22 protein-coding genes are annotated in these 25582 nt (G+C 57.3%); 8 read left to right on the forward strand and 14 right to left on the reverse strand.

Translation table 11 applies throughout. From position 1 onward, the window contains the following. Positions 1–11 precede the first annotated feature (11 nt). Positions 12–1691, reverse strand: a complete 1680-nt coding sequence (locus VFA76_07885) for a GGDEF domain-containing protein (GenBank protein HZR31757.1) — start codon at positions 1689–1691, stop codon at positions 12–14. A gap of 239 nt (positions 1692–1930) precedes the next feature. On the opposite strand from VFA76_07885, the gene VFA76_07890 reads away from it, so the two are divergent. Next, a complete protein-coding gene (locus tag VFA76_07890) occupies positions 1931–2320 on the forward strand; it encodes a DoxX family protein (GenBank protein ID HZR31758.1) in 390 nt (129 codons plus the stop codon). A 31-nt stretch (positions 2321–2351) separates the two neighbouring features. Here VFA76_07890 and VFA76_07895 read toward each other — a convergent pair whose 3' ends face one another. Next, positions 2352–3131, reverse strand: a complete 780-nt coding sequence (locus tag VFA76_07895) for a ferredoxin--NADP reductase (GenBank protein ID HZR31759.1) — start codon at positions 3129–3131, stop codon at positions 2352–2354. 288 nt (positions 3132–3419) lie between these two features. Here VFA76_07895 and pqqB point away from each other — a divergent pair, with 288 nt between their 5' ends. The 4 genes from pqqB to pqqE are packed head-to-tail and all read left to right on the forward strand — an operon-like array spanning position 3420 to position 6520. Continuing rightward, positions 3420–4364 (forward strand): pyrroloquinoline quinone biosynthesis protein PqqB, encoded by a 945-nt coding sequence (gene pqqB / locus VFA76_07900; GenBank protein ID HZR31760.1) that lies wholly within the window; start codon positions 3420–3422, stop codon positions 4362–4364. 23 nt (positions 4365–4387) lie between these two features. After that, complete coding sequence (gene pqqC / locus VFA76_07905) at positions 4388–5110, forward strand: pyrroloquinoline-quinone synthase PqqC (protein ID HZR31761.1); 723 nt, start codon at positions 4388–4390, stop codon at positions 5108–5110. After that, positions 5107–5388: a pyrroloquinoline quinone biosynthesis peptide chaperone PqqD gene (gene pqqD / locus VFA76_07910; protein ID HZR31762.1), complete on the forward strand. Its 282-nt coding sequence runs from the start codon at positions 5107–5109 to the stop codon at positions 5386–5388. The genes pqqC and pqqD overlap by 4 nt, the downstream gene beginning before the upstream one ends. Continuing rightward, positions 5381–6520 (forward strand): pyrroloquinoline quinone biosynthesis protein PqqE, encoded by a 1140-nt coding sequence (gene pqqE, locus VFA76_07915; GenBank protein ID HZR31763.1) that lies wholly within the window; start codon positions 5381–5383, stop codon positions 6518–6520. The genes pqqD and pqqE overlap by 8 nt, the downstream gene beginning before the upstream one ends. A gap of 318 nt (positions 6521–6838) precedes the next feature. Here pqqE and VFA76_07920 read toward each other — a convergent pair whose 3' ends face one another. From VFA76_07920 to VFA76_07935, 4 genes are all read right to left on the reverse strand, one after another. After that, positions 6839–7936 (reverse strand): DUF6599 family protein, encoded by a 1098-nt coding sequence (locus VFA76_07920; GenBank protein HZR31764.1) that lies wholly within the window; start codon positions 7934–7936, stop codon positions 6839–6841. A 76-nt stretch (positions 7937–8012) separates the two neighbouring features. Further along, complete coding sequence (locus tag VFA76_07925) at positions 8013–10061, reverse strand: N-acetylmuramoyl-L-alanine amidase (GenBank protein ID HZR31765.1); 2049 nt, start codon at positions 10059–10061, stop codon at positions 8013–8015. A 76-nt stretch (positions 10062–10137) separates the two neighbouring features. Further along, on the reverse strand, positions 10138–10989 hold the full coding sequence (locus VFA76_07930) for a lytic transglycosylase domain-containing protein (GenBank protein HZR31766.1): 852 nt from the start codon (positions 10987–10989) through the stop codon (positions 10138–10140). A 195-nt stretch (positions 10990–11184) separates the two neighbouring features. After that, positions 11185–11571: a hypothetical protein gene (locus VFA76_07935; protein HZR31767.1), complete on the reverse strand. Its 387-nt coding sequence runs from the start codon at positions 11569–11571 to the stop codon at positions 11185–11187. A gap of 162 nt (positions 11572–11733) precedes the next feature. Here VFA76_07935 and VFA76_07940 point away from each other — a divergent pair, with 162 nt between their 5' ends. Then, positions 11734–12828 carry a Rieske 2Fe-2S domain-containing protein gene (locus tag VFA76_07940; GenBank protein ID HZR31768.1) on the forward strand — a complete coding sequence of 365 codons (1095 nt, stop codon included), beginning with the start codon at positions 11734–11736 and terminating at the stop codon, positions 12826–12828. Positions 12829–12904: 76 nt separating this feature from the next. Here VFA76_07940 and VFA76_07945 read toward each other — a convergent pair whose 3' ends face one another. From VFA76_07945 to VFA76_07970, 6 genes are all read right to left on the reverse strand, one after another. Further along, positions 12905–13297, reverse strand: a complete 393-nt coding sequence (locus tag VFA76_07945; GenBank protein ID HZR31769.1) for a hypothetical protein — start codon at positions 13295–13297, stop codon at positions 12905–12907. Positions 13298–13378: 81 nt separating this feature from the next. Further along, positions 13379–16132: an alanine--tRNA ligase gene (gene alaS, locus VFA76_07950; protein HZR31770.1), complete on the reverse strand. Its 2754-nt coding sequence runs from the start codon at positions 16130–16132 to the stop codon at positions 13379–13381. A gap of 33 nt (positions 16133–16165) precedes the next feature. After that, positions 16166–16705, reverse strand: coding sequence for a regulatory protein RecX (locus VFA76_07955; protein HZR31771.1), 540 nt, complete (start codon positions 16703–16705; stop codon positions 16166–16168). A gap of 52 nt (positions 16706–16757) precedes the next feature. Next, positions 16758–17882: a type IV pilus twitching motility protein PilT gene (locus VFA76_07960; GenBank protein HZR31772.1), complete on the reverse strand. Its 1125-nt coding sequence runs from the start codon at positions 17880–17882 to the stop codon at positions 16758–16760. Positions 17883–18075: 193 nt separating this feature from the next. Further along, a complete protein-coding gene (locus tag VFA76_07965) occupies positions 18076–19023 on the reverse strand; it encodes a branched-chain amino acid transaminase (protein ID HZR31773.1) in 948 nt (315 codons plus the stop codon). Positions 19024–19257: 234 nt separating this feature from the next. Beyond that, positions 19258–20739, reverse strand: a complete 1482-nt coding sequence (locus VFA76_07970; GenBank protein ID HZR31774.1) for a putative glycoside hydrolase — start codon at positions 20737–20739, stop codon at positions 19258–19260. Between the two features lie 365 nt (positions 20740–21104). Here VFA76_07970 and VFA76_07975 point away from each other — a divergent pair, with 365 nt between their 5' ends. Then, positions 21105–22262, forward strand: a complete 1158-nt coding sequence (locus VFA76_07975; protein HZR31775.1) for an AAA family ATPase — start codon at positions 21105–21107, stop codon at positions 22260–22262. Between the two features lie 196 nt (positions 22263–22458). Then, a complete protein-coding gene (locus VFA76_07980) occupies positions 22459–23328 on the forward strand; it encodes a M48 family metallopeptidase (GenBank protein ID HZR31776.1) in 870 nt (289 codons plus the stop codon). An 18-nt stretch (positions 23329–23346) separates the two neighbouring features. On the opposite strand, the gene VFA76_07985 is transcribed toward VFA76_07980, so the two are convergent. After that, positions 23347–23934: an ADP-ribosylation factor-like protein gene (locus tag VFA76_07985; GenBank protein HZR31777.1), complete on the reverse strand. Its 588-nt coding sequence runs from the start codon at positions 23932–23934 to the stop codon at positions 23347–23349. A 169-nt stretch (positions 23935–24103) separates the two neighbouring features. Continuing rightward, positions 24104–25426 (reverse strand): VWA domain-containing protein, encoded by a 1323-nt coding sequence (locus VFA76_07990; GenBank protein ID HZR31778.1) that lies wholly within the window; start codon positions 25424–25426, stop codon positions 24104–24106. Positions 25427–25582: the final 156 nt, after the last annotated feature.

Raw genomic sequence — 25582 nt, forward strand, 5'->3', positions numbered from 1 at the left:
CAGAGCCCGTTCTAGGCGTCCTGTGTCGCGGCCATGGCCTTTGCGGGGGCTGCTGCAGCCGCGGCCTCCTGGTTCGATGCCGATGGCCCCAAGGTCACTACTGTGCGAACCGGCAACACTTCCATGATGCTCTGGCCCTTCTCTTCGAAGGGTGGCAGCACAGGAAGAGTTTCGGTCAACGGCAACATTCCGATTGATTGATTCCTGCCCGCTTTTTTGGCCTCATACAACGCCCGGTCCGCGACCCGCAGCACGTCGCCATAGGAGACAGCCTCGGGATCGCGGACAATCCACGGGAAGACAGCCCAGCCTATGGAGCAGGTGCGGCCGATCTTCTGTCCACCTTGCAGCTCATACTTTTCTGACCCGACAGCATTAAGGACGCGCGCCGCAAGGGCAGCAGCCTCGTCGCGATTGGTATATCGGGATACCACAAGGAACTCTTCGCCGCCCCAGCGGATGAGGACGTCAGAATGCCGGATGGCTGAGCTGATTCGGCGCGCAATTTGCACCAGCACGCCGTCTCCGAGATCATGACCGTAGCGATCATTGACTTCTTTGAAATGGTCGGCATCAATAAGATAGAAAATCAGGTCACGATTGCGGACGCTGGCGCATCCTGAGTTCGGAGAATACGCTCGAATAACGTGCCGAACATCGCCCTCAATGGTCGTAGTCAGGAACCGCCGGTTCTTGGCTCCGGTGAGCAGATCGGTCAACGAGGCTTCACGCAATTCCTGGTTGGCGTGCGCCAATTCTTTGTCGAGCCGGTACTGCTTCAGGGCGAGTAGTCCTCCCATCAGCATCATGCCGCACAAGGTCAGCATCATGCGGAAGCTCTGCACTCTGCCGGGGGCGTGGCTCATGTATTCAGACCATCCCGCCAGAACCGGCAGAGAAAGGACGGCCCCTGTCGCCAGGCGGGCTCCCCAGACATCACGCTTTCCTTCTCCTTCTTTGATAGGGGCGGTCCTGAATGGGAGATGGTTTCCAACCAGTCCCAGGCCGAAAAACCATGCCATACAAGCTACCAGCGGCACATCGTAGAAACTGCCCGTGTAGTAATGTCCAAAATCAATGGCCACACTGGCGGCAATGGAACTGAAGGCATAAAGCGCACCGGCTCCGAGAAGATGTCCAAAGATGATTTTGGAGTCGCCAACGCTCCTCAGCCAAACGAAACCGGCCATGGCCAGGAAAACTAGATGCTCCATAAGATAGAGAACATCAAAGCTATGGCCGTATAAGGTGGCGTTAGGTGAAACGTACTGCCACGGAATGACCGCAAATAAGTAAAGATAAAGCCACCAGATCAGCAGCAGGGTGAAGTCCAGCGCGCCCAGCCGAGTGCTGTGTTCCTCGCGGTCTACGTGCGGTTGCATGGCCAATGCGCCCATCATGGGTACAAGATGCAGGAAGAGCACCACATCCCCAATGAAGGGATTGGGAACTTCGCGATGCAGGAAAACTTCAAAGTAAGTCCAGAGGGCTTGTACCGAGAGCCACATACCGCAGCCCAGCGTCATCAATCCCCAAAAAAGTCGAGCTTGCCGGTCACCGGACTTTACATTTGCAGCCATCGCCAGCACGGCAGCGAGCAGAAGAATGACTTGCGAAAAATCGCCTAACGCGGTCAGGCGGTAGCTGTGTGGGATGAGTAATGAGAGGACGGCCGAGAGGCACACCAACACCCATGCCCCCAACAGGCAGTACTTCGCTCGTGCAGAGTGACGGACGCCCACAGATTGATTTTAGGGGCAGATGCCGCGCGGCCCATGTTACCAAGGTTACTGTTGGGCGTTCATCGCGCGAGCACCCGGCGAAAACCAGGGGAGCGCGTGAATACTGAAGTAATGGCACAATTGGGGCCGAGGGCGGAAATCCGCTGCGCAGTGTCGTCCCGCGGACGCAACCAGGGGAGACGTTTCTTATGCTTTTTCCTCAGTTACTTCAGTTCACAGATGTCGGACTGCTGTTGTTGAGATTGATGGTGGCGGTGGTCTTCGTCAGCAGTGGATGGAACCACTTGAGAGATTCTGAACGGCGCAGTAAGAGCATCGGCCTGAGCAGAGGCTTGACCCTGGTACTGGGAGCGGTGGAGTTATTGGGAGGACTGGGAGTGGCGTTCGGCTTTCTAACCCAACTCGCCGCGCTAAGTTTAATTATGGTCATGCTGGGCGCGATCTATAAAAAGATGTTTGTTTGGCACATCGGATTCTGGGGTCACAAGGGATCCGGGTGGCACTACGATCTAATGTTTGTGGTTATGAATCTCGTGATTTTATTCACCGACGGGGGACGATTTGTTCTGGTGAAATAGGACGGTCAAGGCGGGCTTGTGTGGGGAGCGACTACGAGGCCTGTGCCTGCTTCGCCGGAATCCAGTAAACCTCTTCTTTTACGCTTTCTTTCCCAAAGCCGACGCGCTGCAGAATACCCTTACCATGCGAGATCATCTCAGGATGACCGCACAGGTATGCGGCGGTATTTTGAGGTGACAAAGCCCAGGAGTCCGCATACTTCCGGATGAGGTCGTCAACGCGCCCTCTCTCACCTTTCCAGTCGGGGTCCTCCCACGGCCGGCTCACCGTCGGTACATAGGTCAACCAGGGAACTTCAGCCGCGATTTTTTCCAGTTCGTCGCGATAGCCGAACTCCCAAGAGCGGCTGGCGCCGTTGAGCAGAAACAATTTGTGCTCACCGGAAAATTTTCCGGCTTTCCAGTCCGCAAAAAGGGTCCGGATGTAGCTGACAAACGGAGCCACACCGGTGACGGTGCACACCAGCAGGTGATTGGAACGGCCGCTCTGGGTGTCGAGAACAAATCTGCCTTTGGGGACCTTTCGCATGAGCAGGGAATCGCCGACCTGGAGTTTGTAAAGGTTTGGCGTGAGCACGCCCTCCGGCACCAGCTCAAAGAAGAACTCCAGCTCATTTTCATAGGGCGACGAGAGGATTGAGTAAGCCCGCTCCAGCCGCTTACTCGAGCTCTCTACCCCTAGCGTGGCATATTGACCAGCAGTGAAGTGAAATTCACCCGCCGGATCTATCCGGATGCTCCATAAATCAGGAGCAATATCAACCCGCGCGGTAATTCTCGGAAGGTAGAATTTGTCGTCGGCGGGGCTCATGCTGCAGACCTTTTACTACCGGCGCCGGTAGAGTGCAAGTGGTCTATGCTACCCCCTTCCGGTGCTCCATTCGAGCGTGATCCCACCCCTCAGATGAGCCGGAAACATCCCAACAAGCAGCCGATTGCCGCGGGAATGCATCCGAGGATATAATTCCCGTGCTGCCCGTCGTCAGGGCTAAAATGCACGGTATGGGAGTCGTCATGGAATGGGAAGCGCCCGCTTTTGAAGAAGTTAGCCTGAGCTGCGAAATCAACTCTTACGTAAACGCGGAACTGTAATCCGCGGATGCGGGTCAAAGTCCTCGGCTCTGCGGCCGGGGGTGGCTTTCCACAGTGGAATTGCGCCTGCTCGAATTGTCACCGTTTAAGGCAGGGTGGTTTTCACGGCAAAGCACGTACCCAGACCCAGGTCGCAGTCAGCAATCACACAGGTACATGGTATTTGCTGGGAGCCTCGGCTGACCTGCGCAGCCAAATCGAGTCCACGTCTGATTTGCATCCCAGAACAGAGTCGCCGCACACTCCCATTGCCGGGGTTGTGCTCACCGGAGGCGATCTGGACCACGTCCTTGGACTCCTTCTACTCCGCGAATTTCAGCCGCTGCATTTGTACGCGACTGCAGGAATTCGTCGCATCCTGACCGAGGACAACAGCGTCTTCAAGCTCCTGCAACGGGTCCCCGAGCAGATCAAATGGCATGACGTTCACCCGGCCACGCCGTTTGAACTTCCCGGAGGCGCTGCCGGGCATGGTTTCCGATGTCATCCGATCGGATTGACCGGCAAATATCCCGCATATGTCACTCCGGAGCGCCAGGCCGTTCTGCTTGCGGAAGAGGCGGTCATCGGCCTCATGATTAACGAAATGACGGCGGATTCGGAAACTCCACCCAAGCGGATATTGTTTGCTCCGTCACTTCCGGGAGTCGGTGCGGAATTGCTGTCCAAGCTCGAGAGCTGCGACGTTATTTTCGTGGATGGCACGTTTTGGAGCGACGATGAATTGGTGCGCACTCGTGGCGCGGGATCCAATGCCCGCGAAATGGGTCATTTGCCGATTTCAGGGCCGGAGGGCAGCCTGCGTTTGCTGGCTTCGCTTAGGCATCCCAGGAAGATATTTATTCACGTGAACAATACCAATCCCATTCTCGATGAGGATAGTGCCGAGCATCGCCAGGTGAGCGAGGCGGGCTGGGAAATTGCGGAAGACGGAATGGAGTTCCAGATTTGAGCGCTACGGCCACTGCGCCACCCATGTCCCAAGCCCAGCTGGTGGCCCGCTTGCGGCAAATCGGTGAAGAACGCTACCACCACAAACATCCCTTTCACCTCTTGATGCACGAGGGAAAGCTGACGCGCGGCCAACTGCAGGCATGGGCGCTGAACCGGTACTGCTACCAAAGTCACATTCCGATCAAAGACGCGATTATCCTGGCGCGCAGCAACGATGCTGGGTTCCGCCGCGTCTGGCGCAAGCGCATCGTAGACCATGACGGCGACGACGGTCGCCCCGGAGGCATAGAAAAATGGCTGCGGCTGGCCGAAGCTACCGGGCTGGATCGTGCGCGGGTGGCGGCGGGAGAAGGCGTGCTCCCCGGGGTGAGATACGCAGTGAACGAATACCTGCGCTGGGTTACGGAGCAGTCCTTCCTGGAAGCGGTGGCCTCTTCTTTGACCGAACTATTTTCGGGATCACTGATCACTCTGCGCGTGGATGCCCTGCGGAAACACTATCCCTGGCTAGCGCACGGGCTCAGCTATTTTGAGGCACGCCTAACCCAGGCCCCTGCGGATGCGGAGTTCGCGTTGCAATGGGTGGTCAGTCACGCGCATACCTTTGCCGAACAGGAGCTGGCGTGCGGCGCGCTTCGCGCCAAATGCGACATTCTTTGGGCGCAGCTTGATGCACTTTACTTTGCCTATGTTCAGCCGGGATGGCCGCCGCCCGGAGCGTTCGTGATCAAGGATGGGGCGTGACGCGACCGCTGCCAACGTCCCGGCCAAAATTGGCCCGCGGGTGCCGGATCAGCGATGCGCCCGGCCAGGGCGCCACGCTGCTCATGCCCGAGGCTGCATTGCGATTGAATGGGCCGGGGCTGCGGATCGTGCAGCGCTGTGACGGGGAGCATACATTCAACCAGATTGTGAGTGAGCTGCAAGCCGAGTTTCGCTCCCCGGAAAGCACAAAAATCGAGGACGATGCGGCTGCGTTTCTCGATCGGTTACACCAACGTCGAGCTGTAGATTATGAGTGATTTGGGCGGCGATGGCGGAGCGCGTCAGATGACGGGCCCACTCGCCTTGATCGCGGAGCTTACCCACAGGTGCCCGCTGAGTTGCGTCTATTGCTCGAACCCCCTGGAGATGAAAGCTCGGGGCGCTGAATTGCCCACCTCAGTGTGGGTGAATGTATTTCAGCAAGCTGCTGAACTCGGTGTTCTGCAGCTTGATCTGACAGGCGGAGAACCCCTGGCGCGGCCGGGTCTGATCGAGCTTGTCGGCGCCGCGCGTGCTGTGCGGCTTTACACCAATCTCATAACCTCGGGGATTGGACTTACGGCAGAGCGCTTGGATGCCCTGATAGCAGCCGGGCTGGACCACATCCAGTTGAGCTTTCAGGATTCAGACGAGAACCTCGCGGACAACATCGCCGGAGCAAAGACCCACAAACACAAAGTTGAAATCGCAGGACGTATTCGCGAGGCGAGTGTGGGATTCACGATCAATGTTGTTGTGCACCGGAAGAATCTGGACCGCCTGGAGGAGATCATTGGCTTCGCGGAAGAGCTGCGTCCGGACCGCCTGGAGATCGCCAATGTGCAGTATTACGGCTGGGCGCTGAAGAACCGTGCCGAATTATTGCCGACCGAAGCGCAGTTGGAAGCTTCTCAGCTCACAGTGAGAGCTGCGCAGCAGCGTCTGCAAGGGCGAATGCGGATTGAATTCGTGACTCCCGATTACTACGCCCGCTATCCCAAGCCCTGCATGGGCGGATGGGGACGGAAAATGATATTGATCAACCCCTCGGGGGATGCGCTGCCATGCCACGCCGCGGCCGTGATTCCCGGGATACATTTCGAAAACGTGCAAGACAAATCGTTGCGCGAGATATGGGAAGAATCAGCAGCTTTTCGTCAATTCCGCGGACAGGGTTGGATGCCGGAACCGTGTCGCAGTTGTGATCGCCGCGAACTGGACTTCGGGGGATGCCGTTGCCAGGCGTTTCTTCTGACGGGAGATGCAAGTGCAACTGATCCCACGTGCTCGCTTGCACCCGCACACGAGATCGTAGTTGCTGCCGTTGCAGAGGCGCACTCGAAGGATAGAAGCGATATTGCAAGTTCGGTCGGGAGGGGTGAGTGGACTTATCGCTCGAATCCCCGTTAGCACGGGCGCTGTTTCGCAGAAGCCAGTAAAAGGAGATACAAAACCAAAAGGCCACCCGGGCAGCCCGGACGGCCTTTTGTTCAAGGGAGAATAGTTCTAACGGAGGCTTTAAGACCGTCAAAACTTTCTGGCGAAATCTTATGGGCCGCTAAAGCAGGGTGTCAAGATTTTTTTCGAGAATAATCGCTCTGTTTTCAGTAACTTACGGCTTGCTCCCTAATACTCACTAGCGACCGCCAAATTCCCACAGAGGCGAGTTCCGGCCTGATAAAGACGAGCTAAAGCCCACTGAATCATACAGTTGGTCAGCTACTCGGCTCACTTTCCCAGCCTCAGGCTGATAATTTCTACGTCTTTGGACCGGTCAAAGATTCGATCTGGGAACAGACGCTTCATGAGCAGCCGGAAGCCTCCGAAGAAGATCCCAGCCACTAGAGAGAATCCGACCAGCATGGCGATCAGAATAAATATTCCGATAATCAGGTTTCCAACGTTGTCGCGTTTGCTCAGGAAGGTATTTTCATTCCAGGTGACGTTCGCGTCGTAATTCACCGAAGCCAGCAAGGACCTGGCATCGCCGGCGGAAATTTGTCCGGTGGTCAGCACCACGATGGGACCGCTGCGCTTGATGCGCGGCTGGCTCTCATGGGAAGTCCCTGGCGAGGAAGCTTCTATGGCGCGCAAGCGCTCGGCCGCAATCTGCGGCGTCGGATAAGAGATGATCATCAGCGTCGCAACGCCATCAGAGGTGGAGTATTTTCCCAGAACCACCTCGGCCCCTTTGCTGAAGTCCACCAGGTTCGCGCTGATGGGCGCGGAGATGGCGTTAAAGCCGATCGGTCCCACGATGTATTTGGCGGAGTTCTGCAGAAGAGATTGCCGTGGCAGATAGTTCACCAGCACGGGCAAATTGCGAGCGCCTCCAACTGGTATGGGAAGGGAGCCCGCCAGTTCCCGCAGTTCGGCAGCCGACATGGCAGTCATGTGATCCAGAACGGCATCGACCAAAATGTTTCCGCGGCAGAACAGCACACGCAAATTAGCCGAGGCTGCTTTGTCGCCGATGGTTTCGTTCAGCATTTCCGGCTGACGATAAAAAGTAAAGGCGCCATAGGCGCCGGTAGCGTCATTGAAACGGGCGGCCTTCACGCGGATGGAGTGATCATCGCGAATGTACTTGGCAGATTCGAAGTCGGTGAAACCGTATTCGCCGAGTAGCGACGAGAACGCGGGGTCTGCTTCGGCCGGATCAGTACTAAGGCGCGGCGCACCCGTAAGCTGCCAGCCAGAAAACTCATTGGGCAGAAATGACCTTGCGGGGGCGCGATTCGGCGCGGCTTGGGCCAGGCGCACAGAGACCAGCAAGGCGGCGCAGAGCGCCACTCCGAAGAACCATTTTGGCAACCTGGAAGACATGAGTGCGAAAGGGGCCAGTGACGAACCCACTACCTTTTAGACTACCTGTGGCCTAAGAAAGTTTCTACTGGGAAGGTTAAGGCGTGTCTTTGGTGACCGTGGGGGCGACCGCAGGGTTGGGCTTCTCCCTGGTGCTGGCCACCTTGATGCCACTCAGCCCTCCGGCATATTGGGCAATTCCACGGTAGAGCGACTCGGCAATCTTCTGGCGATAGCTACCGGCCTGGAGCTTGTGCTCGTCGCTCGGGTTACTGACAAAGGAAACCTCTGCCAGGATGGAAGGCATGTTGGCACCGATGAGCACCACAAATGGGGCCTTCTTTACGCCGCGATTGCGCAGATTCGGACTTTTGCTCACTAATCCAGAGTAGAGGGCGTGTTGTACGTCGAAGGCGAATTCGCGCGATTCTTCGATCTTTTCCTTGAGCGCAATCTTTTTTACCAGATCCTGCAGCTCGTGAACCGACTTCTCGGAGACGGCATTTTCGCGCGCGGCCACCTCGAGGGCATCTGCCGAAGAGGTGAAATTCAGGTAATAAGTTTCGACTCCGCGAGCGTCGGGATCGCGACTGGAATTCGCGTGCACGGAAACGAACAGGTCAGCCTGCTCGCGGTTCGCCACCGCGGTGCGGGTTTCCAGAGGAACAAAAGTATCGTCCTCGCGGGTATATACCACGTCGGCGCCCAGCCGCGTCTCCAGTAGCTTGCCAAGGCGTTGGGCGACATCGAGCACCAGGTCCTTTTCGCGCAGACCGCTGGGTCCGATGGTGCCGGTGTCATGCCCGCCGTGCCCGGGGTCAATCACGATCCTTCCGATCTTCAAACCGAGGGCGCGTATGAGCGAACGGTCGCCGTTGGCGGTGGGACGGGCCTCGCGAGCATCGATCTGGCTGGTGGAGCGTTTCGCGCTACGCGGACCGCCAGTGTAGCCCCTCCCCGTCCCTGTAGCGGGCTCTTGGTCCTCATCAGAGATGATCTTTGCGGGCCGGCTCAGCGCCGGAGGGGCCTTCCCAATCGGCTCGCTTGATTCCTTGGCTACCGGCTGGAGGACAGGCGTGGTTAGCGTAACGGATACATCGTCGTCTTCGGCATCGTGCGGATCGTAGGAGTTGGGGTTGCTCGCCACCAAGGTTCCGGAGGTCTGCGGCTTGCGAGCGGATTTCTGGTGTTCGACGGAAGACGGCTGTCCATGAATATCAATAATCAGGCGATCAGGATTCGGGATAAGGAACGCAGAGTACTTCGCGACATCATCCACTTCAAGGACAATGCGCGATACCCCGGGCTGGTACTCGGCGACCCGAATCTTTTTGAGCAAGCCGTCCCCCACATCAAAGCTCTTGCCCACGAGCACGGCAGCAAGTTGGCTGTTCTTGAGATTGAAGACAATTCGATTGGGGTGATGCAGCCGCTCAGTCGTGTAACTAAGGTCCTTTTCCAGGTCCACGGCGACGCGGATGTAATCCGGAGTTGACCATTGGCGGATGCCAGTAATGCGAGGCAGGTCCTGGTGTGCACCAGGGGTCTCGGCCACGTCAGTTTTCGTGGTCTCTTTTTCGGGAACGTCTACTTTCGGACTCTGAGTTTCGCGTTCTGCTACGGTGATCTGCGATACAGCTTTACGGGCCTGCTCTGCCAGGCGATGGCGGGGATACCGCTGCAAGAACTCCTGAAAAGCGGCCTTGGCGCCCGCCGGATCGTCTAAGTCCTCTTTGTAGATTTGCCCAATGGTAAACAGCGCGTCGAAGCGATAGCGGCTGCCGGGATACTGGCGGCGCAGGAACTCGTATTGGCCAATGGCCGCGTGCGACGACTTCTGGTCTTCAAACTGGCGGCCCATTTCGGCCAAAAGCTCGGCAACGCCAACCACGCCGGCATCTGCTTTTGAGCTGGTCGGGGCCGCGTAGTAAACGCGGCGGTAGGCATCCATTACGCGCCGGTAGTCCTGGCGGGAGCGCTGGCCTGCGGAGCGCCCGTTCAACGCCTCACGCAGGCGCTCTGCGCGGGCAAAAAGAGTCTTACCAGACGTATCTCGGTGGCCGGCAAATGCCGAGGGAGCGGCCACGAAGGTCACGGACAACAAGACCAGGGCAGCGCGCCGGAAGCGGCTTGGCAGGGGAGTCATTAAGTTATGGGCCCGTATTTCCCGTAATGCGAACCTGGTGCGAGAACCTGGACTCTACTAACGCGAGAGTCGAACGTCAGTCAGTGTTGGTCATGGTCAGGACGCCATCCGCATCCCGGTAAACCCGCACCGGGTCGTGGCTGGCTCCGCCGATGAACTGATTGCCCTTTCCGTCAGTACCCCAGTACAGCTGGGTGATCCGCTTAACATAATTGCGGGTCTCCGCATAGGGCGGCACGCCTGAGCTTCGCAGGACGGCATTAGTCCCGGCGTTGTAGGCAGCAAGCGTGAGCTTTACATCGCCACCGAAATTGTCGAGCAACTGTTTTAAGTGGCGCACACCGGCATCAACGTTCTGCTGAGGATCGAAGGGGTTCGTGACCTTGAGCTGTCGTGCCGTGAAGGGCATGAGCTGCATCAGGCCCATTGCTCCCTTGCGCGACACGGCGCGAGGATTGAAGTTCGATTCCACCTTGACGACCGCGCGCACCAGATTGGGATCAACGTTGTGCCGTTCGGCGGCTTTCTCAATGGCCGTGTCAATTTGCACCGGTGTCATAAAGCTGCTGGAGGCAGCCGGCGTCAGAATAGGCTCGGAACCTGGGGTCATCATTTCCCGCACTTCATCGGCTGCGGAGCGAGCTGCACGCATCTCTACACGGTTAGTGCGGTACACCGGCTTCCAGCGCTGCTCCCTAACACTCCAGTAGGTATAGTCCGACTCCTGCGGAGCGGTTGAGCGCTTTGGCTTGCGTGGAATAGCGTCGTTGACGTAAACCACGCGCCCTTCTTCCTGAGCAACGATAATGGGGCCGTTGCCGGTTTCACTTCCGGGCAGACCCGCTGCCCGCGCCGATGACGAGGTGAGACAAAAGGAGATCGCGAGTGTGGGAATTGCCGTCAGGGCGCGCTGGAGACGCATTCGCATAGCGGGTACCAAGGTCACACCGAAACGCTTGTAGTTAAACTTGCCTACCCGAAACCTGACGGAGATTCGAACCAGAGTGGGTCAATTATAGGGTGGGTGGATGCACGTAACAATGTTCCAGAAGGCTCATGAACCACCGAAGTAATAGCCGTAAGTTACTAAAGCATAACGGGATAGTCTTGCCTGGCTATGGCTCTAATGGGCTTCGTCTTTAGGACATTTGCTCGCGATCTTATTGACGTTCACAACCTTCAGAATGGGCGCGGAACTGCCACCTGCCCGAGGGCCAGGGCCTGGCGGCAAGTTGGAGCGGCTTATCGGGCCAACCACCCGAATGCCTTTCTTGGCAAAACGATGGAGGGATACTCCATTGGGGTCAAGGCGGTACACTTCCCCGGTACTACTCGTCAGCAGGTAATCGTCTTGCGATCGCTTGAGACACCCGGTCACAATCACCTGCTGGCCACCGGAGTCCTGCCGGACTGCGTCTTCTGCCTCTTGGTGAGCCAGTGAGTCCCCGAATACCAAACTTGCGCACAACAGCCCGCTGACGATCATTTGCACTGCTACTTTCATGCTCATGGGATCCTCTCGACTGGACGAATGCAATCCACTTCGGGTTGTCTGCCGCATGGTTCCCAGAGCGGCAAAGTCTGATTAACAGAACTATTCTAAACTCGTCTTCATCAGTTACGATGCTCTGCTGAAAGAACTTAACTGACGATAATCTTATAAAAGCTTCCGATGAATGATTCCCCTGAACGTCAGTCATCTGACTCGGAGATGTTGTTCGGATTTTGGTACCGGGCCCTCCCCGGCAACCGGGTACGTCGCCGCCGCTTGCAGAAGGCAATGCTGCTGGAGGTCCCTTTGGTGGTGGGACGCGACACAGATGGGCATGCTTTTGCCATGCGCGATGCCTGCCCGCATCGGGGTATGCCGCTCTCCTGCGGCTGGTTTGATGGGCAGCACCTGGAGTGCAGTTATCACGGATGGAAGTTTGATCCGCAGACCGGGCAGTGCCGTGAAATTCCGTCGCTCACCTCCGATTCCAAGCTCAAGGTGGACCGCATCTTCGCGCAGCATTTTCCCTGCAAAGAGCAGGACGGCCATATATGGGTTTACATCCCTGAAATGGCCAGCCGCATACGCGAAGCGGAGCTGCAGCCTCCGCCCCAGCTCGTGACCTTCAGCCACAAATACAAGATTGCGCACCTCACGGCAGACCTGCCGGTGAGCGTGGACCAGGGAATTATCGGGCTGATGGATCCCGCCCACGGGCCCTTTGTTCACCAGGCATGGTGGTGGCGTAGCCGGCACAGCATCCACGAAAAGCAGAAGGCCTTCGAACCGATTCCCAACGGCTTTCGCATGAGCGCCCACACCCCTAGCTCGAACAGCGCGCCTTATAAGTTGCTGCGTCTTTACGCCGACGCGGAAGCCATTACCACCACCATTGACTTCGTCTTGCCGAACCTTCGTTTGGAGCAGATCAGGGCAGGCAAGTACTGGTTTTCCAGCATGACCACCGTCACGCCCCTGACTCGCGATCGCTGCCGCATTGATTTCACCGCCGCGTGGAACATCTTTCGCTGGGTGCCCTTGCTGACGCCGCTGTTGAAGTTCGTGGGAAATAAATTTATTGGTCAGGACCAGCGCACCATGGAAATGCAGGCGGAAGGTCTGAAGCACAGTCCTAACCTGATGCTGATTGACGACGCCGACCGCCCCGCCAAGTGGTACTTCCAACTGAAGGCGGCACACCTGGATGCGCGGCTCACCGGCAATCCTATGCGCCATCCAATGAACGGGCCTGTAGTTTTACGCTGGCGCAGCTAGCAGCTCAGCACGACCGGGGAGCCCGTCGCGACGAAGTCAAATTCTGCGTAATCGGATGAGGTCATCCAAAAGTGGGTTACGCCGGCGCGGCCAGTTCCTGATGTTGATCATTCTCGGCTACCAGGTAGCTGAGCGCCTCTTCACGCGTAGGGAACGCCGGAAGATGGCGGAGCGAGAAGGTCTTGAGAGCGTTGACAAAGGCCTTAGGAACACTCTCCGCGCCCACCCAGGCAGAGCGTTTCACGTGCGGGCGGTCGAACACCATGCCTTTTTTAATGATCTCAAGGGCAGTGCGGTCTATGTGAGAGCCGGTGAAGTCAACCAGGATCAGGACAGAATTGCGGGGCTCGGAAGTTACGTAACCGGGAACGAGTTCAGAGTTGGCTGCCACCTCTTCCGCGGAGCAGTGGCTCAGGTCAATGAACAGGATCCGCTTTCCCTGATGCGTGATGAACCGGATGCGATCCAATGAGAACTCTCCCACTCGCGGCGGTGCGGATTCCGAGGTATATACACCCGAAGCTGGTCGAAGTCCAGCAGCGTCGTCTTGCTATTTCAGGATGGATTCAACCACCGAATAAACTTCACCCAGAGCAGCATCGAGGTTCTCGGGGTTTTTTCCCCCCGCTTCGGCCATGTCCGGCCGTCCGCCGCCAGAGCCGCCCACTCGCTGCGCCACCGATGCGATGATCTTGCCGGCATTCAACCGCGAAGTCAGATCTTTGGTGACGCCGACGATCAGTGCCACCTTCCCGTCGCTGGCCGATCCCATGACCACCACGCCTGAGCCCAGCTTGTCCCGCATTTGGTCCACCAGGGTACGTAGTTGCGGGCGCTCCAGATTGTCCATACGGGTTGCGAGCACCTTCACGCCGTTAACTACCCGCACTTTGTCGTCGAGCGCGGTGATTGAAGATGCGGCACTCTTGACTCGAACTTTGTCCAGTTCGCGCCGCAGGCGTTTGATCTCTTCGTCGCGAGTATCAATTTCGTGGCGGAGCGCCGTCGCCAGCGATCCTTCCGGCTGGGCGCCAAAGTGGATCAGCCCGCGGGCCACGTGCTCGAGTTGGTGATCGGCGCGGAAATGGCGAAGCGAGCCCTGGCCGGTGACTGCATTGATTCGCCGCACGCCACTGGAGACACTGCCTTCGTCCAGAACTTTTACCAGACCGATCTCACCCGTGGCCTCGGTGTGGGTGCCACCGCAAAGTTCGATGGAGAAGTCGCCGATCTTGACCACGCGCACACGATCGCCATATTTCTCGCCGAAGAGGGCCATGGCCTTGTATTCGTGTATGGCCACCTCGATGGGAACGTCATTGATCACTTCAATTTTTTCGTTGCGCAGGACTTCCTTGTTGACCAGGTCTTCAATGTCCTGAAGCTCTTCGTCTTCAACCGCAGTGAAATGGGAAAAGTCGAAGCGCAGGTGTGATGGCGCCACCAGTGATCCCGCCTGCTTAACGTGCCCACCCAGGGTTTCACGCAAGGCTGCCTGCAGCAGGTGCGTAGCGGTGTGGTTGCGCATGGTTTCAGCGCGGACGTCGGTGTTGACCACAGCATCCACTGGGTCACCGAGGTGAATGGGCTTGCGGGCAAGTACCTTATGCGCGCGCACGCCTTGAAGTGGGTAGTAGCAGGCGGTCACCTCGGCCAATACGGTGTTGTGGTCGGGGCTGTATAGCCAGCCAACATCGCCGACCTGGCCACCTGATTCAGCATAGAAGGGCGTGTGGTCGAGGATGATCTCGCCCTCTTCCGCGGGCTTAAGCTCTTGCACACCCTGACCATCCTTGATGATGGCCAGGACCTTGGAATCGTGCGAAGCTGTCTCGCGATAGCCTTCAAAGACGGTGGGTGGCAGTTTGCGGTAGGCCGGATTCGCGGTCTGCTTGCCTGCCCCGCCTTTCCAGGAGGCTTTGGCGCGAGCGCGCTGGTCCTCCATGGCGCTATCGAAGCCAGCCTGGTCAAAGGCAATGCCCTGGTCGCGTACCGCGTCAACAATGAAGTCGAGCGGCATGCCATAGGTGTCGTATAGCTTGAACGCTTTCTCGCCGGAATACATGGCACGCGCCGCAGGGTTTTTCTGCTTGGCCTCGATCAGCGGCGACAGGTCTTCTTCGAGTTTTTTCAAACCGATATCCAAAGTATGCGCAAACCGAGTTTCTTCGGCATGGATGACCTTGGAAACTCGGTCAGCAGTTTCCTTGAGTTCGGGATAAGCATCCTGCATCAGATCGCGGACCGTGAACACCATCTCGTACAGAAACGGCTTCTTCTGGCCCAATAAACGTCCGTGGGTTATGGCCCGACGAATGATCTTGCGAAGTACGTAGCTACGGCCTTCATTGCCGGGCATTACACCATCGGAAATCAAGAACGTGGCCGCGCGCGAGTGGTCTGCGATGACTCGCAGCGAAGCAGCGTTACGCCCGCTCGACTCTGCCCTGATCTCCTTTTCGTAATCCACACCGCAAAGCGCAGCTGCCTTTTTCAGCAACGGGACAAAGAGATCAGTATCGTAATTTGAAATCTTTCCCTGGAGCACTGCTGCTAAGCGTTCCAGTCCTGCGCCGGTGTCAATTGAAGGCGCGGGCAGCGGATTCAGGTTTCCGCCGGCGTCGCGGTCGAACTGCATGAAGACGAGGTTCCAGATCTCGACATAGCGGCCGCACTCGCAGCCGAATTCGCAATCCTTGTGTCCCTGGTCGCTTGCCTCCGGCCCCATGTCGTAGTGAATTTCGCTGCAGGGACCGCATGGGCCGGTGTCTCCCATTTGCCAGAAATTCTCTTTGAGGCCGAACTCGTAAATGCGATCTTTTGGCACGCCCTGGTCTTCGTGCCAGTGGCGGTAGGCCTCTTCGTCGCGCGGCACGCCACCCTCACCGTTGAAAATAGTGACGAACAGCCGGTCTTTGGGAATGCCGAACCATTGGGGCGAGGTGATGAGTTCCCAGGCGAAACGGACCGCGCCTTTCTTGAAGTAATCGCCGAAAGAAAAATTCCCCAGCATCTCGAAAAAGGTATGGTGGCGGTTGGTGAAGCCGACGTTTTCCAGGTCGTTGTGTTTTCCGCCCGCGCGCACGCATTTTTGCGAGGTGGTGGCACGCTTGTAGTCGCGTTTTTCAAGCCCGAGAAAGACGTCTTTGAATTGGTTCATCCCCGCGTTGGTGAAGAGCAACGTGGGATCGTTCGCCGGAACCAGGGAAGAGGAATGGACCTCCTTGTGGCCCTGCTGGATGAAATAATCCAGGAATTTACGGCGAATTTGGGAACCGGTGAGCATGGGGGACGAAGAATTCATTCTAGCATCGGGAGTTTCGACCCGTTCGAGGCTCTATTCCGGTTCGGCCTCGGTTTCGAGCGCAGTGAGCACTTCATCTTCAACGTCCCATTTTTTGAGAATGGCGAAGATGACTTTGCTGCGGAACCCAGCGCGCACAAGGGTGCGGAAAATCCGCGCCGCCTGCTTCTGATTGGAGGGCTTGGCCAGGCGCTTGCGGCGCAGGAAATCGCGCGCTTGGGTTTCATCGTTGACGTCAGCGTAAGCGGCGCCGACTGCTTTCTCGATGAGGTCGCCGTGCACCCCCCGCATCTTGAGTTCGTTCATAACTCGCATGCGGCCAAATTTCTCGTTATCGCGCCGGTAAGAAGAATAAGCCGCCGCATATTGCGAGTCGTTGAGGTAGCGCTGGTCTTTGAGGCGATTGATAACGGCGTCAATGAGGGCTTCGGCGCGCTCCGGTTCGCTCAGCGGGCGTTGGCGCAGGAGGCGTTTCAGTTCAGCCACTGAGCGCATGCGCCGCCCCAGAGCGCCCACAGCATATTCGTATAGACCGGCTTCATCGTAGGTCTTCTTGCTGCGGCGGAATGCCATGCCACAAGGGTAGCGCGAAGACTGCGGTGGCTAAAGAGCAATGTTGATGGGATTAGAAATTTCCGAAGCCGGTGGCCTGCATCTCCTGACGCGCGATCTCGCTGGTGGAAGAGATGCCCTGCGCGCGGAGCTTGAAGTCGTCGGCATTGGAGGCGTTTTCGAGCGCCACTTCATACGTGACCAGCCCCTGTTGAAACAGGTCCCAGAGCGACTGGTCAAAGGTCTGCATTCCGTATTGTGAGGTACCGGCGGCGATAGCTTCGCGAATAGTACGGGTCTTTTCCGCGGCTATGATGGCCTCGCGGACATAGGCGGTGGCAATCATGACCTCGACCGCCGGGACGCGGCCTTCGCCATCAGCGCGTTTTACCAGGCGTTGGCTGATAACCGCGCGCACAGTGGCCGCCAGCTGCGTACGAATCTGTTTCTGCTCAGGCGGCGGGAAGACCGCGATGATGCGGTTGATGGTTTCGACCGCATCAAGAGTGTGCAAAGTGGAGAAAACCATGTGGCCGGTTTCAGCCGCGTGCAAGGCGGTGGCAATGGTTTCCAGGTCGCGCATTTCGCCGACCAGAATCACGTCCGGGTCCTGACGCAACGAAGCGCGGAGCGCCGAAGCGAATGATGGCGTGTCCACGTCAACTTCGCGCTGATTCACAAAACCCATCTTGTCGCGGTGCAGAAATTCGATGGGGTCTTCGATAGTGATGATGTGCTCAGCTCGGCTGGCGTTGATGCGGTCCACCATCGCGGCCAGCGTGGTGGACTTACCGGAACCAGTGACGCCCGTGACCAGCACCAAGCCGCGCGGCATTTCGCAAATCTGCTCCACGATCTTGGGCAGGTAGAGCTCGTCGAGGGCCCGAATTTTGGTGGGAATGACGCGCAACACCACTCCCACGTTACCGCGCTGCTGGAACACGTTCACACGGAAACGGCCGAGACCGGCGACCCCGTACGCCATATCCAATTCGCTGTTTTCTTTGAACTTCTGCTTCTGGCGGCTCGACATCATGCTGAACGCCATGGAGAGCATGTCTTCGGCAGTGATACGGGTCTGCTCGTTGAGCGGCACCAGCACGCCGTCAATGCGGATGTGGGGAAAGTTGCCGACCTTGAGGTGCAAGTCGGAGGCTTTCTTTTCCATGGCAATGCGCAGTAGATCGTCAATGTTCATGGAGCCGGGAAGATCCTTATGGGATATGGATTTCGAGCGTAATGATGCGCCCAAAGCGGACGGAATGTAAGGTGACGTAGGTAATGGGACTTTCGGCGGGGCGGCCACTCCTTCCCGCCGCTTTTCGTCCCAAAGACTCTCGCGGGCAGGAGCGCGCGCTACCCGAGCTGGCAGGCCACTGACTGGTGCAGGGTCACACTCCGACCGGTTGTTTGCTGCCCACCGGAACAGGAGTTAGCCAGTTGAAACGATCAGGCGCTTCGCCTCGGATGATCGCATAAAAAGCATGCAGAACTTTCTTCGTGATAGGTCCGAGGGTGCCTTTTCCGACACTGATCTTATCCACCGAACGAATTGGGGTGACCTCAGCCGCCGTACCGGTAAGGAAAACCTCATCCGCAATGTACAGCAGTTCACGCGGAATCACCTGCTCAACTACCGGTATTTTGAGCTCGTGGGCCAGACGCAACACCGAGTCGCGGGTGATACCAGGAAGCACGGAGTTCCCCAGGGGAGCTGTCAGCAGCGTGCCGTTGCGAACAACAAAGAGGTTCTCGCCCGAGCCTTCACTGACCTGTCCGTTGACGTCGAGAGCGATCCCTTCGACGTACCCGTTCATAATTGCTTCCATCTTGATGAGCTGCGAGTTCATGTAGTTGGCGCTGGATTTAGCCATGGCCGGCAAGGTATTTGGGGCAATACGCGTCCAGGATGAAACGCAGACGTCCACACCCTGCTCGGCGTCGGTGCCGAGATACTTGCCCCACTCATAGTTGACGATGTAAACCTCGGTCGGCGAATTGAAGGGGTTCACCCCGCTTTCACCGTAGCCGCGCAACACGATAGGGCGCAGATAGCATGGCCAAACCTGGTTGGCCTTCACCAATTGCAGCATGCCATTCACCAGGTCTTCGCGGCTGTAATCGACGTCAATGCGGTAAATCTTGGCCGAGTCCAGAAGGCGCTGCATGTGCTCATGGGCGCGGAAGATGGCCGGCCCACTCGGGAGCGCGTAACAACGAATCCCCTCGAATACTGCGGAACCGTAATTGACCACGTGCGACATCACGTGGATTTTCGCGTGGTCCCAGGGAATCAATTTCCCGTTGTGCCAGATCTGCCCGGACTCCTTAATCGCCATGGACGCTCCTTAACTGGATAATACCGCCAACAGTACGAACCCTGAATGGGGAGAAACGGTTGCCGATACAAAACCACGCTTGATGTTGCGATACAGAACGTGCTCTGGTCAAAATTATAACCGACGTTCAAAAATCTCCCGTTGGTTTGATGATGCGAGCGAGGCCAAGTTCCAGCAAATTGGAGAGGAGGCGAGGGCGGAATTTGGGCCCGCCCTCAGTGAGAGTGCCAATCCTTAGTTACCGCCGCCCAGACCAGCGGTCGCAGGTAAGGTCGCTGTGCCGGCCGGAGGACGATGTGAACCGGGTAGCTCGTCACCACGGAAAAAGCGGCCAGGAGTAGCCGTCATTTGAGGCATGGCGCGCAGGGGTTTGCTGTAGTCGTTGCGTGCGTTCCAGAAGAGAAAGCCGGTTCCACCCTTGGCTTTGGCCACCTTCACCTGCCTGACAATGTACTCCGGAGAGTAGGTGTGTGTTCGCCAGGCGAAGGCCTGCAGCCAGGGACGAAGCACTACGCCAGTTCCCGCTGTCACCTTCTGAAAGAGCTCCATAGATTCACCAATAAAGTGCTCCGGAGCGTCCCCGGGATGGGCGTAGCCATCCATGCCAAAAAAATGCGAGGGATAGATCATGGGCGAGAGCACGTCGCAGTAGCGGGCCATGGCTGGGATATCCTGTCCGGTATGCGCGAGATCAATTGGGCGTTGCCAGGCCATAATGCCGAAGACGTCGAGGGAGAGTAGAACCCCATCAGCATGAAGCTTGCTATAGGCGTCGTTCAGGAAGTGGGCAATCACGTCAGAGCGATGCCATTGCGGATGCTCAGTCTGGAACTGAAATTTGGCATCCTTCTGCTCCCCCTCGGCCGGGAAGCGCACGTAGTCAAACTGCACTTCGTCCACCCCGGAAAGTGCCGCCTCATGCGCCAAAGCGATATCGAACTGCTGTACTTGAGGGTTCGAGGGATCGGTCCAGACCAGTTTGCCGTTTTCTCTCCAGGGTTGGCCGGAGCGGCGCGAATGAACCGCCAGCTCGGGGTGGGCTTTCACCAGGCGTTCGTCGCGGAAAATCGCCACCCGGGCGATGCTGTGCATGCCCAAAGAGTGGAAGTAACGTGCCAACTTGGGTAAGTTGCGTATCACTGGCCGGTGGGCCGGGGAGTTCAGCGGGTGGTTAAAGGCGATGTTTACGGTGCCGTCGCTGTCCTTAATATCGAATACAACCGCATTTCCACCCATTTCTCGCCACCGGTTGATCAGGCGCAGACCTTTCGGGCTGGAGGCCATAGCTCCCGTCAAATAAACCGCGCGTACCTCGAAATCCCGGGCGACGGGAATGGATCTCTCCACCACCGGCGAAGGCTCAATGCCGGGAATAACAACGGACTGTCCGGGTTTAAGAGAGTAGCCACGCAGATTTCCATTGGCCTGGCGGATGGCGGTTTCCAGTTCTGCCGAGGTCATGTACGAAGTTTGAGGTAAATAGGTCCGCACCAACAGTCCCAGGCTCTCGCCGCGCTTGGCAACGTGAGCAAAGGGAGCAGAATAGCCGCTGGAAGCGGCATTCGTCGGAGCTGTGGCCACAGGTCTGCCGGCCTCCGCTGACTGCTGCGGCTGAGAGTAGGCCCATACTGACGGAGCGGGTGAAAAATGGTGAAACAGGAACGGCAGGACGAGAACCGCTGCCGCCATCGCGAGTAATGGAAGTAGTTTGCGCAAGTAGGCACCGCACAGAGCTAGATGCTCACACCTATGTTTACCCCGTGCGGGTAGGGACACACAGATTACGCCAGTCCATTAGACGCATGGTATGTCTCTCCGGGATGCGTGGGCATGTGGACAGGGGTGCGCAAAGCTTTTCCGTTAAACAGCGAATATACATCCAAGAGCTGGTTTTCTGGACTGACACTTTTTGTCGTTTATACATCTAAGAGATTTAGTGACAAGGTCTGGAGGAACAGCATCAGAGTATGGAGAGCCACTTGCTAGTGTGGTAAGCCAGCGCGCGCTCGTCCCAGATTGCTATCGCTGGACAGAAAGTAGAACTCCCAGGCGGCCCATATCAAAAGTGGGTCGAGAAATTTATGAGAACCGGTCTTAATACCGCGCTAGATCCTACTCGACGCAGCGGCGATGCCCAAGAATTTGAAGCCTTTCTGCGCCGCAAAATCGTTGGACAGAACGATGCCATAGAAAAAGTGGCGGAAATCTACCAGATGTTTCTGGCGGGTTTGAATGCGCCCGGACGTCCCGTCGGGAACCTGTTGTTTCTCGGTCCCACCGGATCGGGCAAAACCAGGGTGGTGGAAGCGGTGGCCGAGGCACTCTTCGGCGATCCCCGCGCCTGCATAAAGATTGACTGCGCTGAGTTCCAGCACAGCCATGAGATTGCCAAACTTATCGGGTCGCCGCCGGGATATCTAGGGCATCGGGAAACCCATCCTCTGCTGACGCAGGAGGCGCTCAACCAGTGGCATACGGAGAAGCTCAAGGTCTCGTTGCTGCTGTTCGACGAGATTGAAAAGGCGTCCGATGCGTTGTGGCAGTTGCTGCTCGGCATTCTCGATAAAGCGACCCTAACGCTGGGTGACAACCGCCGGGTTGACCTTTCCAATTGCATGATCTTCATGACGTCGAATCTTGGCGCGGGAGAGATGAACGATCTCATGATGGGCGGATTCGGGTTCGCTCAGCAGCCCCGCACCACCGATATGCGGCTGGATGACAAAATCATGCGCACCGCGCAAGAAGCGGCGCGCCGTAAATTCTCGCCCGAATTCATGAACCGGATTGACAAGGTGGTGGTATTCAAGGCGCTCAGGCCAGAGCAGTTGCGGCTCATCTTGGAAATCGAACTGGGCATGGTGCAGCAACGCATATTGATGGCAACGGGCAACAATCAATTCGTGTTCACTTGCACACAGCGGGTGAAGGATTTCTTGCTGGAAGAAGGCACGGACCTCAAGTACGGCGCCAGGCATTTGAAACGGGCCATCGAGCGCAACCTGGTGTTTCCGTTGGCTAATCTGGTCGCCACCGGACAGGTGAAGCTCGGCGATTTTGTGCGGGTTGACATCGCCGAGGGCACGATGACCTTCGTCAAAGAAGCGGAAGGCGCCATGGTTCCGGTGCTGCTGGAAAAATACAGTCCGGAGACAGCCATGCCGGCGGTGGCACGCGCCACTCGCTCAGTGGCAAATCGGCGGGAAGCCGGCGCTCCTTCTTTACTCGATCACAAATAAGTTTTTCTTGGCCAAGCAAATGGGGTGCTCTCGGGCGCCCCTTTTTGTTTACCCGCCATTGTGGGAACCCTGGCCATGCTGCTGACCGAAAACCAACGACCTGCCCGGCAGCAAGCATCTAATCTGACGAGACACTGCTCATATTCAACTTAGAGTGCAAGGTCTGGAGAGCGGCATTCTCCGGAAAGGAAGAGTCATGAAAGAGATCTCACGCCTGCCGCGCTTGCTGGCCCGCAGCGTCCTGCTGCCAATCCTGTTGCTGGCCTTAGCGACCGCAGCGATGGCCCCGTCGGAACCGTTGCTTCATCCCAGCGGCTTTAATCTGTTCTCCAAACAGCAGGACGTACAGCTCGGGCAGCAGAACGCCGCCCAGGTGAAGAAACAGATGCCGGTCCTGCCTGATTCTAGCCCTGTGGTGCAGTACGTTCAGCAAGTGGGGCGGAAGCTTGTCGCCACCATGCCGCAACGGTCATATCCCTACAACTTCCATGTCGTCCAGGAAAAGGACATCAATGCATTCGCGCTGCCGGGCGGACCGATATTCGTGAACCTCGGGACCATCCAGGCTGCCGATAACGAAGCGCAGCTAGCGGGGGTGATGGCGCACGAAATGTCGCACGTGTATCTGCGGCACTCCACCAATATGGCGACGAAGCAGATGCCGGCTGAGATACTGGCCGGACTGGTGGGCAACAGCACACTGGGCAAACTGGCACAGCTGGGAGTGGGAGCATTTTTCTTGAAATACTCGCGCAATGACGAAGCGCAAGCTGATGCGAACGGGGCCCGCATCATGTATAACGCCGGGTACAATCCGGTGGCGATGGCCAATTTTTTCAAGAAGCTCGAGCAGCAAGGTGGGGCAAGCGCCCCGCAGTTCCTCAGCGATCACCCGAACCCGGGAAACCGCGTAGCGGCAGTTTCCAAAGAAATCGCCAGCTTTCCTGCCCGACCGTTTCAGCAGAACACGCCTCAATTTCAACAGGCAAAGCAGCAGTCAATGGGTATTAAAGCATATACAGCGCAAGAGATCCAGGCACGGATGAAGAAGCAGGGAGGCTTATAGCGCGGCGTAGAGAACTCTTCAGCCGCTTTGCTTCAATTCGGTCAGCACTTGCTTGGCCACGGCTTTGAGAGTTTCAAACACGCCCACCCCCTGAAACGCCACAGCTTCAATCACCGGCTCATCCTTCTTGAGCAGGTCCTTTTTCAATGTCTCTACGGGCAGTATGTTGGGAAGGTCGCGCTTGTTGAGCTGCAGAACGTAGGGAATGCGATTGAAATCGTAGCCGTGTTCCTTTAAGTTCTCCTGCAGATTCTCCAGGGCCTCCACGTTGGCATCCATACGCTCTTCCTGAGAGTCGGCCACGAAGACGACTCCGTCCACTCCACGCAGGATCAGCTTGCGGCTGGCATCATAGAAGACCTGTCCGGGAACGGTGTAGAGGTGGATGCGAGTCTTGAAGCCGCGGACCGTCCCCAAATCCAGGGGAAGAAAATCGAAGAAGAGCGTACGCTCTGTTTCGGTGGCCAGCGAAATCATCTTGCCTTTCTGCTGCTCGCCGGTCTTCTCGTAAATGAACTGGAGATTGGTGGTTTTGCCACCCAGGCCGGGGCCGTAGTAGACGATCTTGCAGTTGATTTCCCGGGCTGCAAAGTTAATAAAACTCAAACCCGTGCCTCAATTCGGCTGCACACGCTCAGCCTGTTCCGTCGCGCGTGATCTACAATTGCACTCCAGCAGAGTAATTTTTATATCACAGCCACAAGCACTTAGGTCAGATTGACGGAGTTACTGACGGCCACCCGTATTCAAAGCGACAAGAGCAGTCCCCCAGAAGCTAGCGACCTGGCGGCAGGGGATAATAGCCGTCCTTGGCGTAGACCTTCAGCCCCGCTTGGTCTATCCGTACATCAACCGTGCGATAGCTGCTGCTGGGAGTAGCGCGAGTCATGTAGCCAATCGTGTACTGGTTGCGGGCCTCACGAGTGAGTTCAGCATATGCGCTTTCGATCGCGGGACGCGAAAACTCGGGGAATAACTGTCCCGCGGTGGCGGAGACGTATTTGGGAAGAATATTTGAGGTGCCGAATCGCGGCAGATGTATCTTTTCGACGGTGCGAACACCTGGAATGGCGGCTGCATCCACCGCCACCGCATAAACCGCAATGTTGCGCGAGAGCAGGACTTTCAACACGTCGTTGTAACTGGCCGTGCTCCCCAATTCCTGGCCGTCGCTAATGATGAACACCAGCTTGCGACGTGTCGGATCGCGCTTGCCAAGATCTAAGGCGGCGGCGAGTATGGCATCGTTGAGCACATGTGAGGTGCGCGTCGGCGTATTCGCGACTCCCCTGCTTTGGTCCGCCGGGAGCCCATTGATCGTCGGTCCGGAGTTGATCGGCCCGCCTACGACCGGCACTCCTCCGGTAGCGCCGCGCTCCTGTTTTATCTGCTGCAACACTCCATCGAGTCGCGGGTTGATGGCAGTGAAGTCGGTGGCTTTCCTGACCGTGTTCGAGTAGGTGTATAGGGCAAGCTCATCGAAACTGCTGAATGCGCCCTGCAGTGCCGCAAAAGTCTGGTTGACCTTGCGCAATGCGGTATCCGACATTCCCGTGTCCACAATCACGGCCGCCGATAGCGGAAAAGGATCGCTAGTAAACAACCGGATGGTCTGCTTGACTCCGTCCTCGTAAACTGAAAAATCCCGTTGTACCAGGCCAGGCACCAAATGTCCGGCTTCGTCTTTAACAGTAACCGGTAACACGACGAAATTTACGGACTTGGTAAGCGTAAATAGCTGGTCACGAGAACTGCCTGGGGTGCGAGGCGCCGTACCCGGCGGCACCGTGGTCACATTAGAGGGCGGCGGCGAGGTAGGGGCGTCGTTGGCGGGTGGGGGCGGGGGTGTCGCTGGCTTTGGCTGGGGTTCCTCCGTAGCCGGCGATGATGGAGCGGCGGTTGAGGGCGCAGCGGTTGCGGAGGGCGGTTGCGTGGTGGAAGGCGCATCCGGCAATTGCGAAGACTGCCCTGGTTTCTGCTCAGCTGGTTGAGCCGATTGAGCTTGCAGGGGGACGCCGTAGGCGTAGAAAGAAAGGCAAAGGCTGAGGCCGATCAGCAGGGTGCAACTTCTGTTATGAAGCTGAAGCGCAGTATTCACGATCACTTTCTCACTCGCCTGCAAAGTTTCCTAGCTAGCCGGGCAGAGTTCAAGCATCTAAAATAGCAGAAGCTACCGTAATCATAGCTGACAGCGGGTTCGGGGGACACTCTCCCGCAAGCGTCTGGCACAAGACTGTATTCTTGGAGAATTCTT

The sequence above is a fragment of the Terriglobales bacterium genome (genome assembly GCA_035651655.1).
In the GTDB taxonomy this organism is placed as follows: domain Bacteria; phylum Acidobacteriota; class Terriglobia; order Terriglobales; family Acidobacteriaceae; genus DASRFG01.

Coding starts and splice junctions, on each gene's coding strand:
- VFA76_07940 (HZR31768.1), top strand. CDS start 11,734: ATGAATGATTCCCCTGAACGTCAGTCATCTGACTCGGAGATGTTGTTC.
- pqqB (HZR31760.1), top strand. CDS start 3,420: ATGCGGGTCAAAGTCCTCGGCTCTGCGGCCGGGGGTGGCTTTCCACAG.
- VFA76_07935 (HZR31767.1), bottom strand. CDS start 11,571: ATGAGCATGAAAGTAGCAGTGCAAATGATCGTCAGCGGGCTGTTGTGC.
- VFA76_07980 (HZR31776.1), top strand. CDS start 22,459: ATGAAAGAGATCTCACGCCTGCCGCGCTTGCTGGCCCGCAGCGTCCTG.
- VFA76_07965 (HZR31773.1), bottom strand. CDS start 19,023: ATGGCGATTAAGGAGTCCGGGCAGATCTGGCACAACGGGAAATTGATT.
- alaS (HZR31770.1), bottom strand. CDS start 16,132: ATGAATTCTTCGTCCCCCATGCTCACCGGTTCCCAAATTCGCCGTAAA.
- VFA76_07920 (HZR31764.1), bottom strand. CDS start 7,936: ATGTCTTCCAGGTTGCCAAAATGGTTCTTCGGAGTGGCGCTCTGCGCC.
- VFA76_07955 (HZR31771.1), bottom strand. CDS start 16,705: ATGGCATTCCGCCGCAGCAAGAAGACCTACGATGAAGCCGGTCTATAC.
- VFA76_07975 (HZR31775.1), top strand. CDS start 21,105: ATGAGAACCGGTCTTAATACCGCGCTAGATCCTACTCGACGCAGCGGC.
- pqqC (HZR31761.1), top strand. CDS start 4,388: ATGTCCCAAGCCCAGCTGGTGGCCCGCTTGCGGCAAATCGGTGAAGAA.
- VFA76_07925 (HZR31765.1), bottom strand. CDS start 10,061: ATGACTCCCCTGCCAAGCCGCTTCCGGCGCGCTGCCCTGGTCTTGTTG.
- VFA76_07895 (HZR31759.1), bottom strand. CDS start 3,131: ATGAGCCCCGCCGACGACAAATTCTACCTTCCGAGAATTACCGCGCGG.
- pqqE (HZR31763.1), top strand. CDS start 5,381: ATGAGTGATTTGGGCGGCGATGGCGGAGCGCGTCAGATGACGGGCCCA.
- VFA76_07890 (HZR31758.1), top strand. CDS start 1,931: ATGCTTTTTCCTCAGTTACTTCAGTTCACAGATGTCGGACTGCTGTTG.
- VFA76_07960 (HZR31772.1), bottom strand. CDS start 17,882: ATGAACATTGACGATCTACTGCGCATTGCCATGGAAAAGAAAGCCTCC.
- VFA76_07930 (HZR31766.1), bottom strand. CDS start 10,989: ATGCGAATGCGTCTCCAGCGCGCCCTGACGGCAATTCCCACACTCGCG.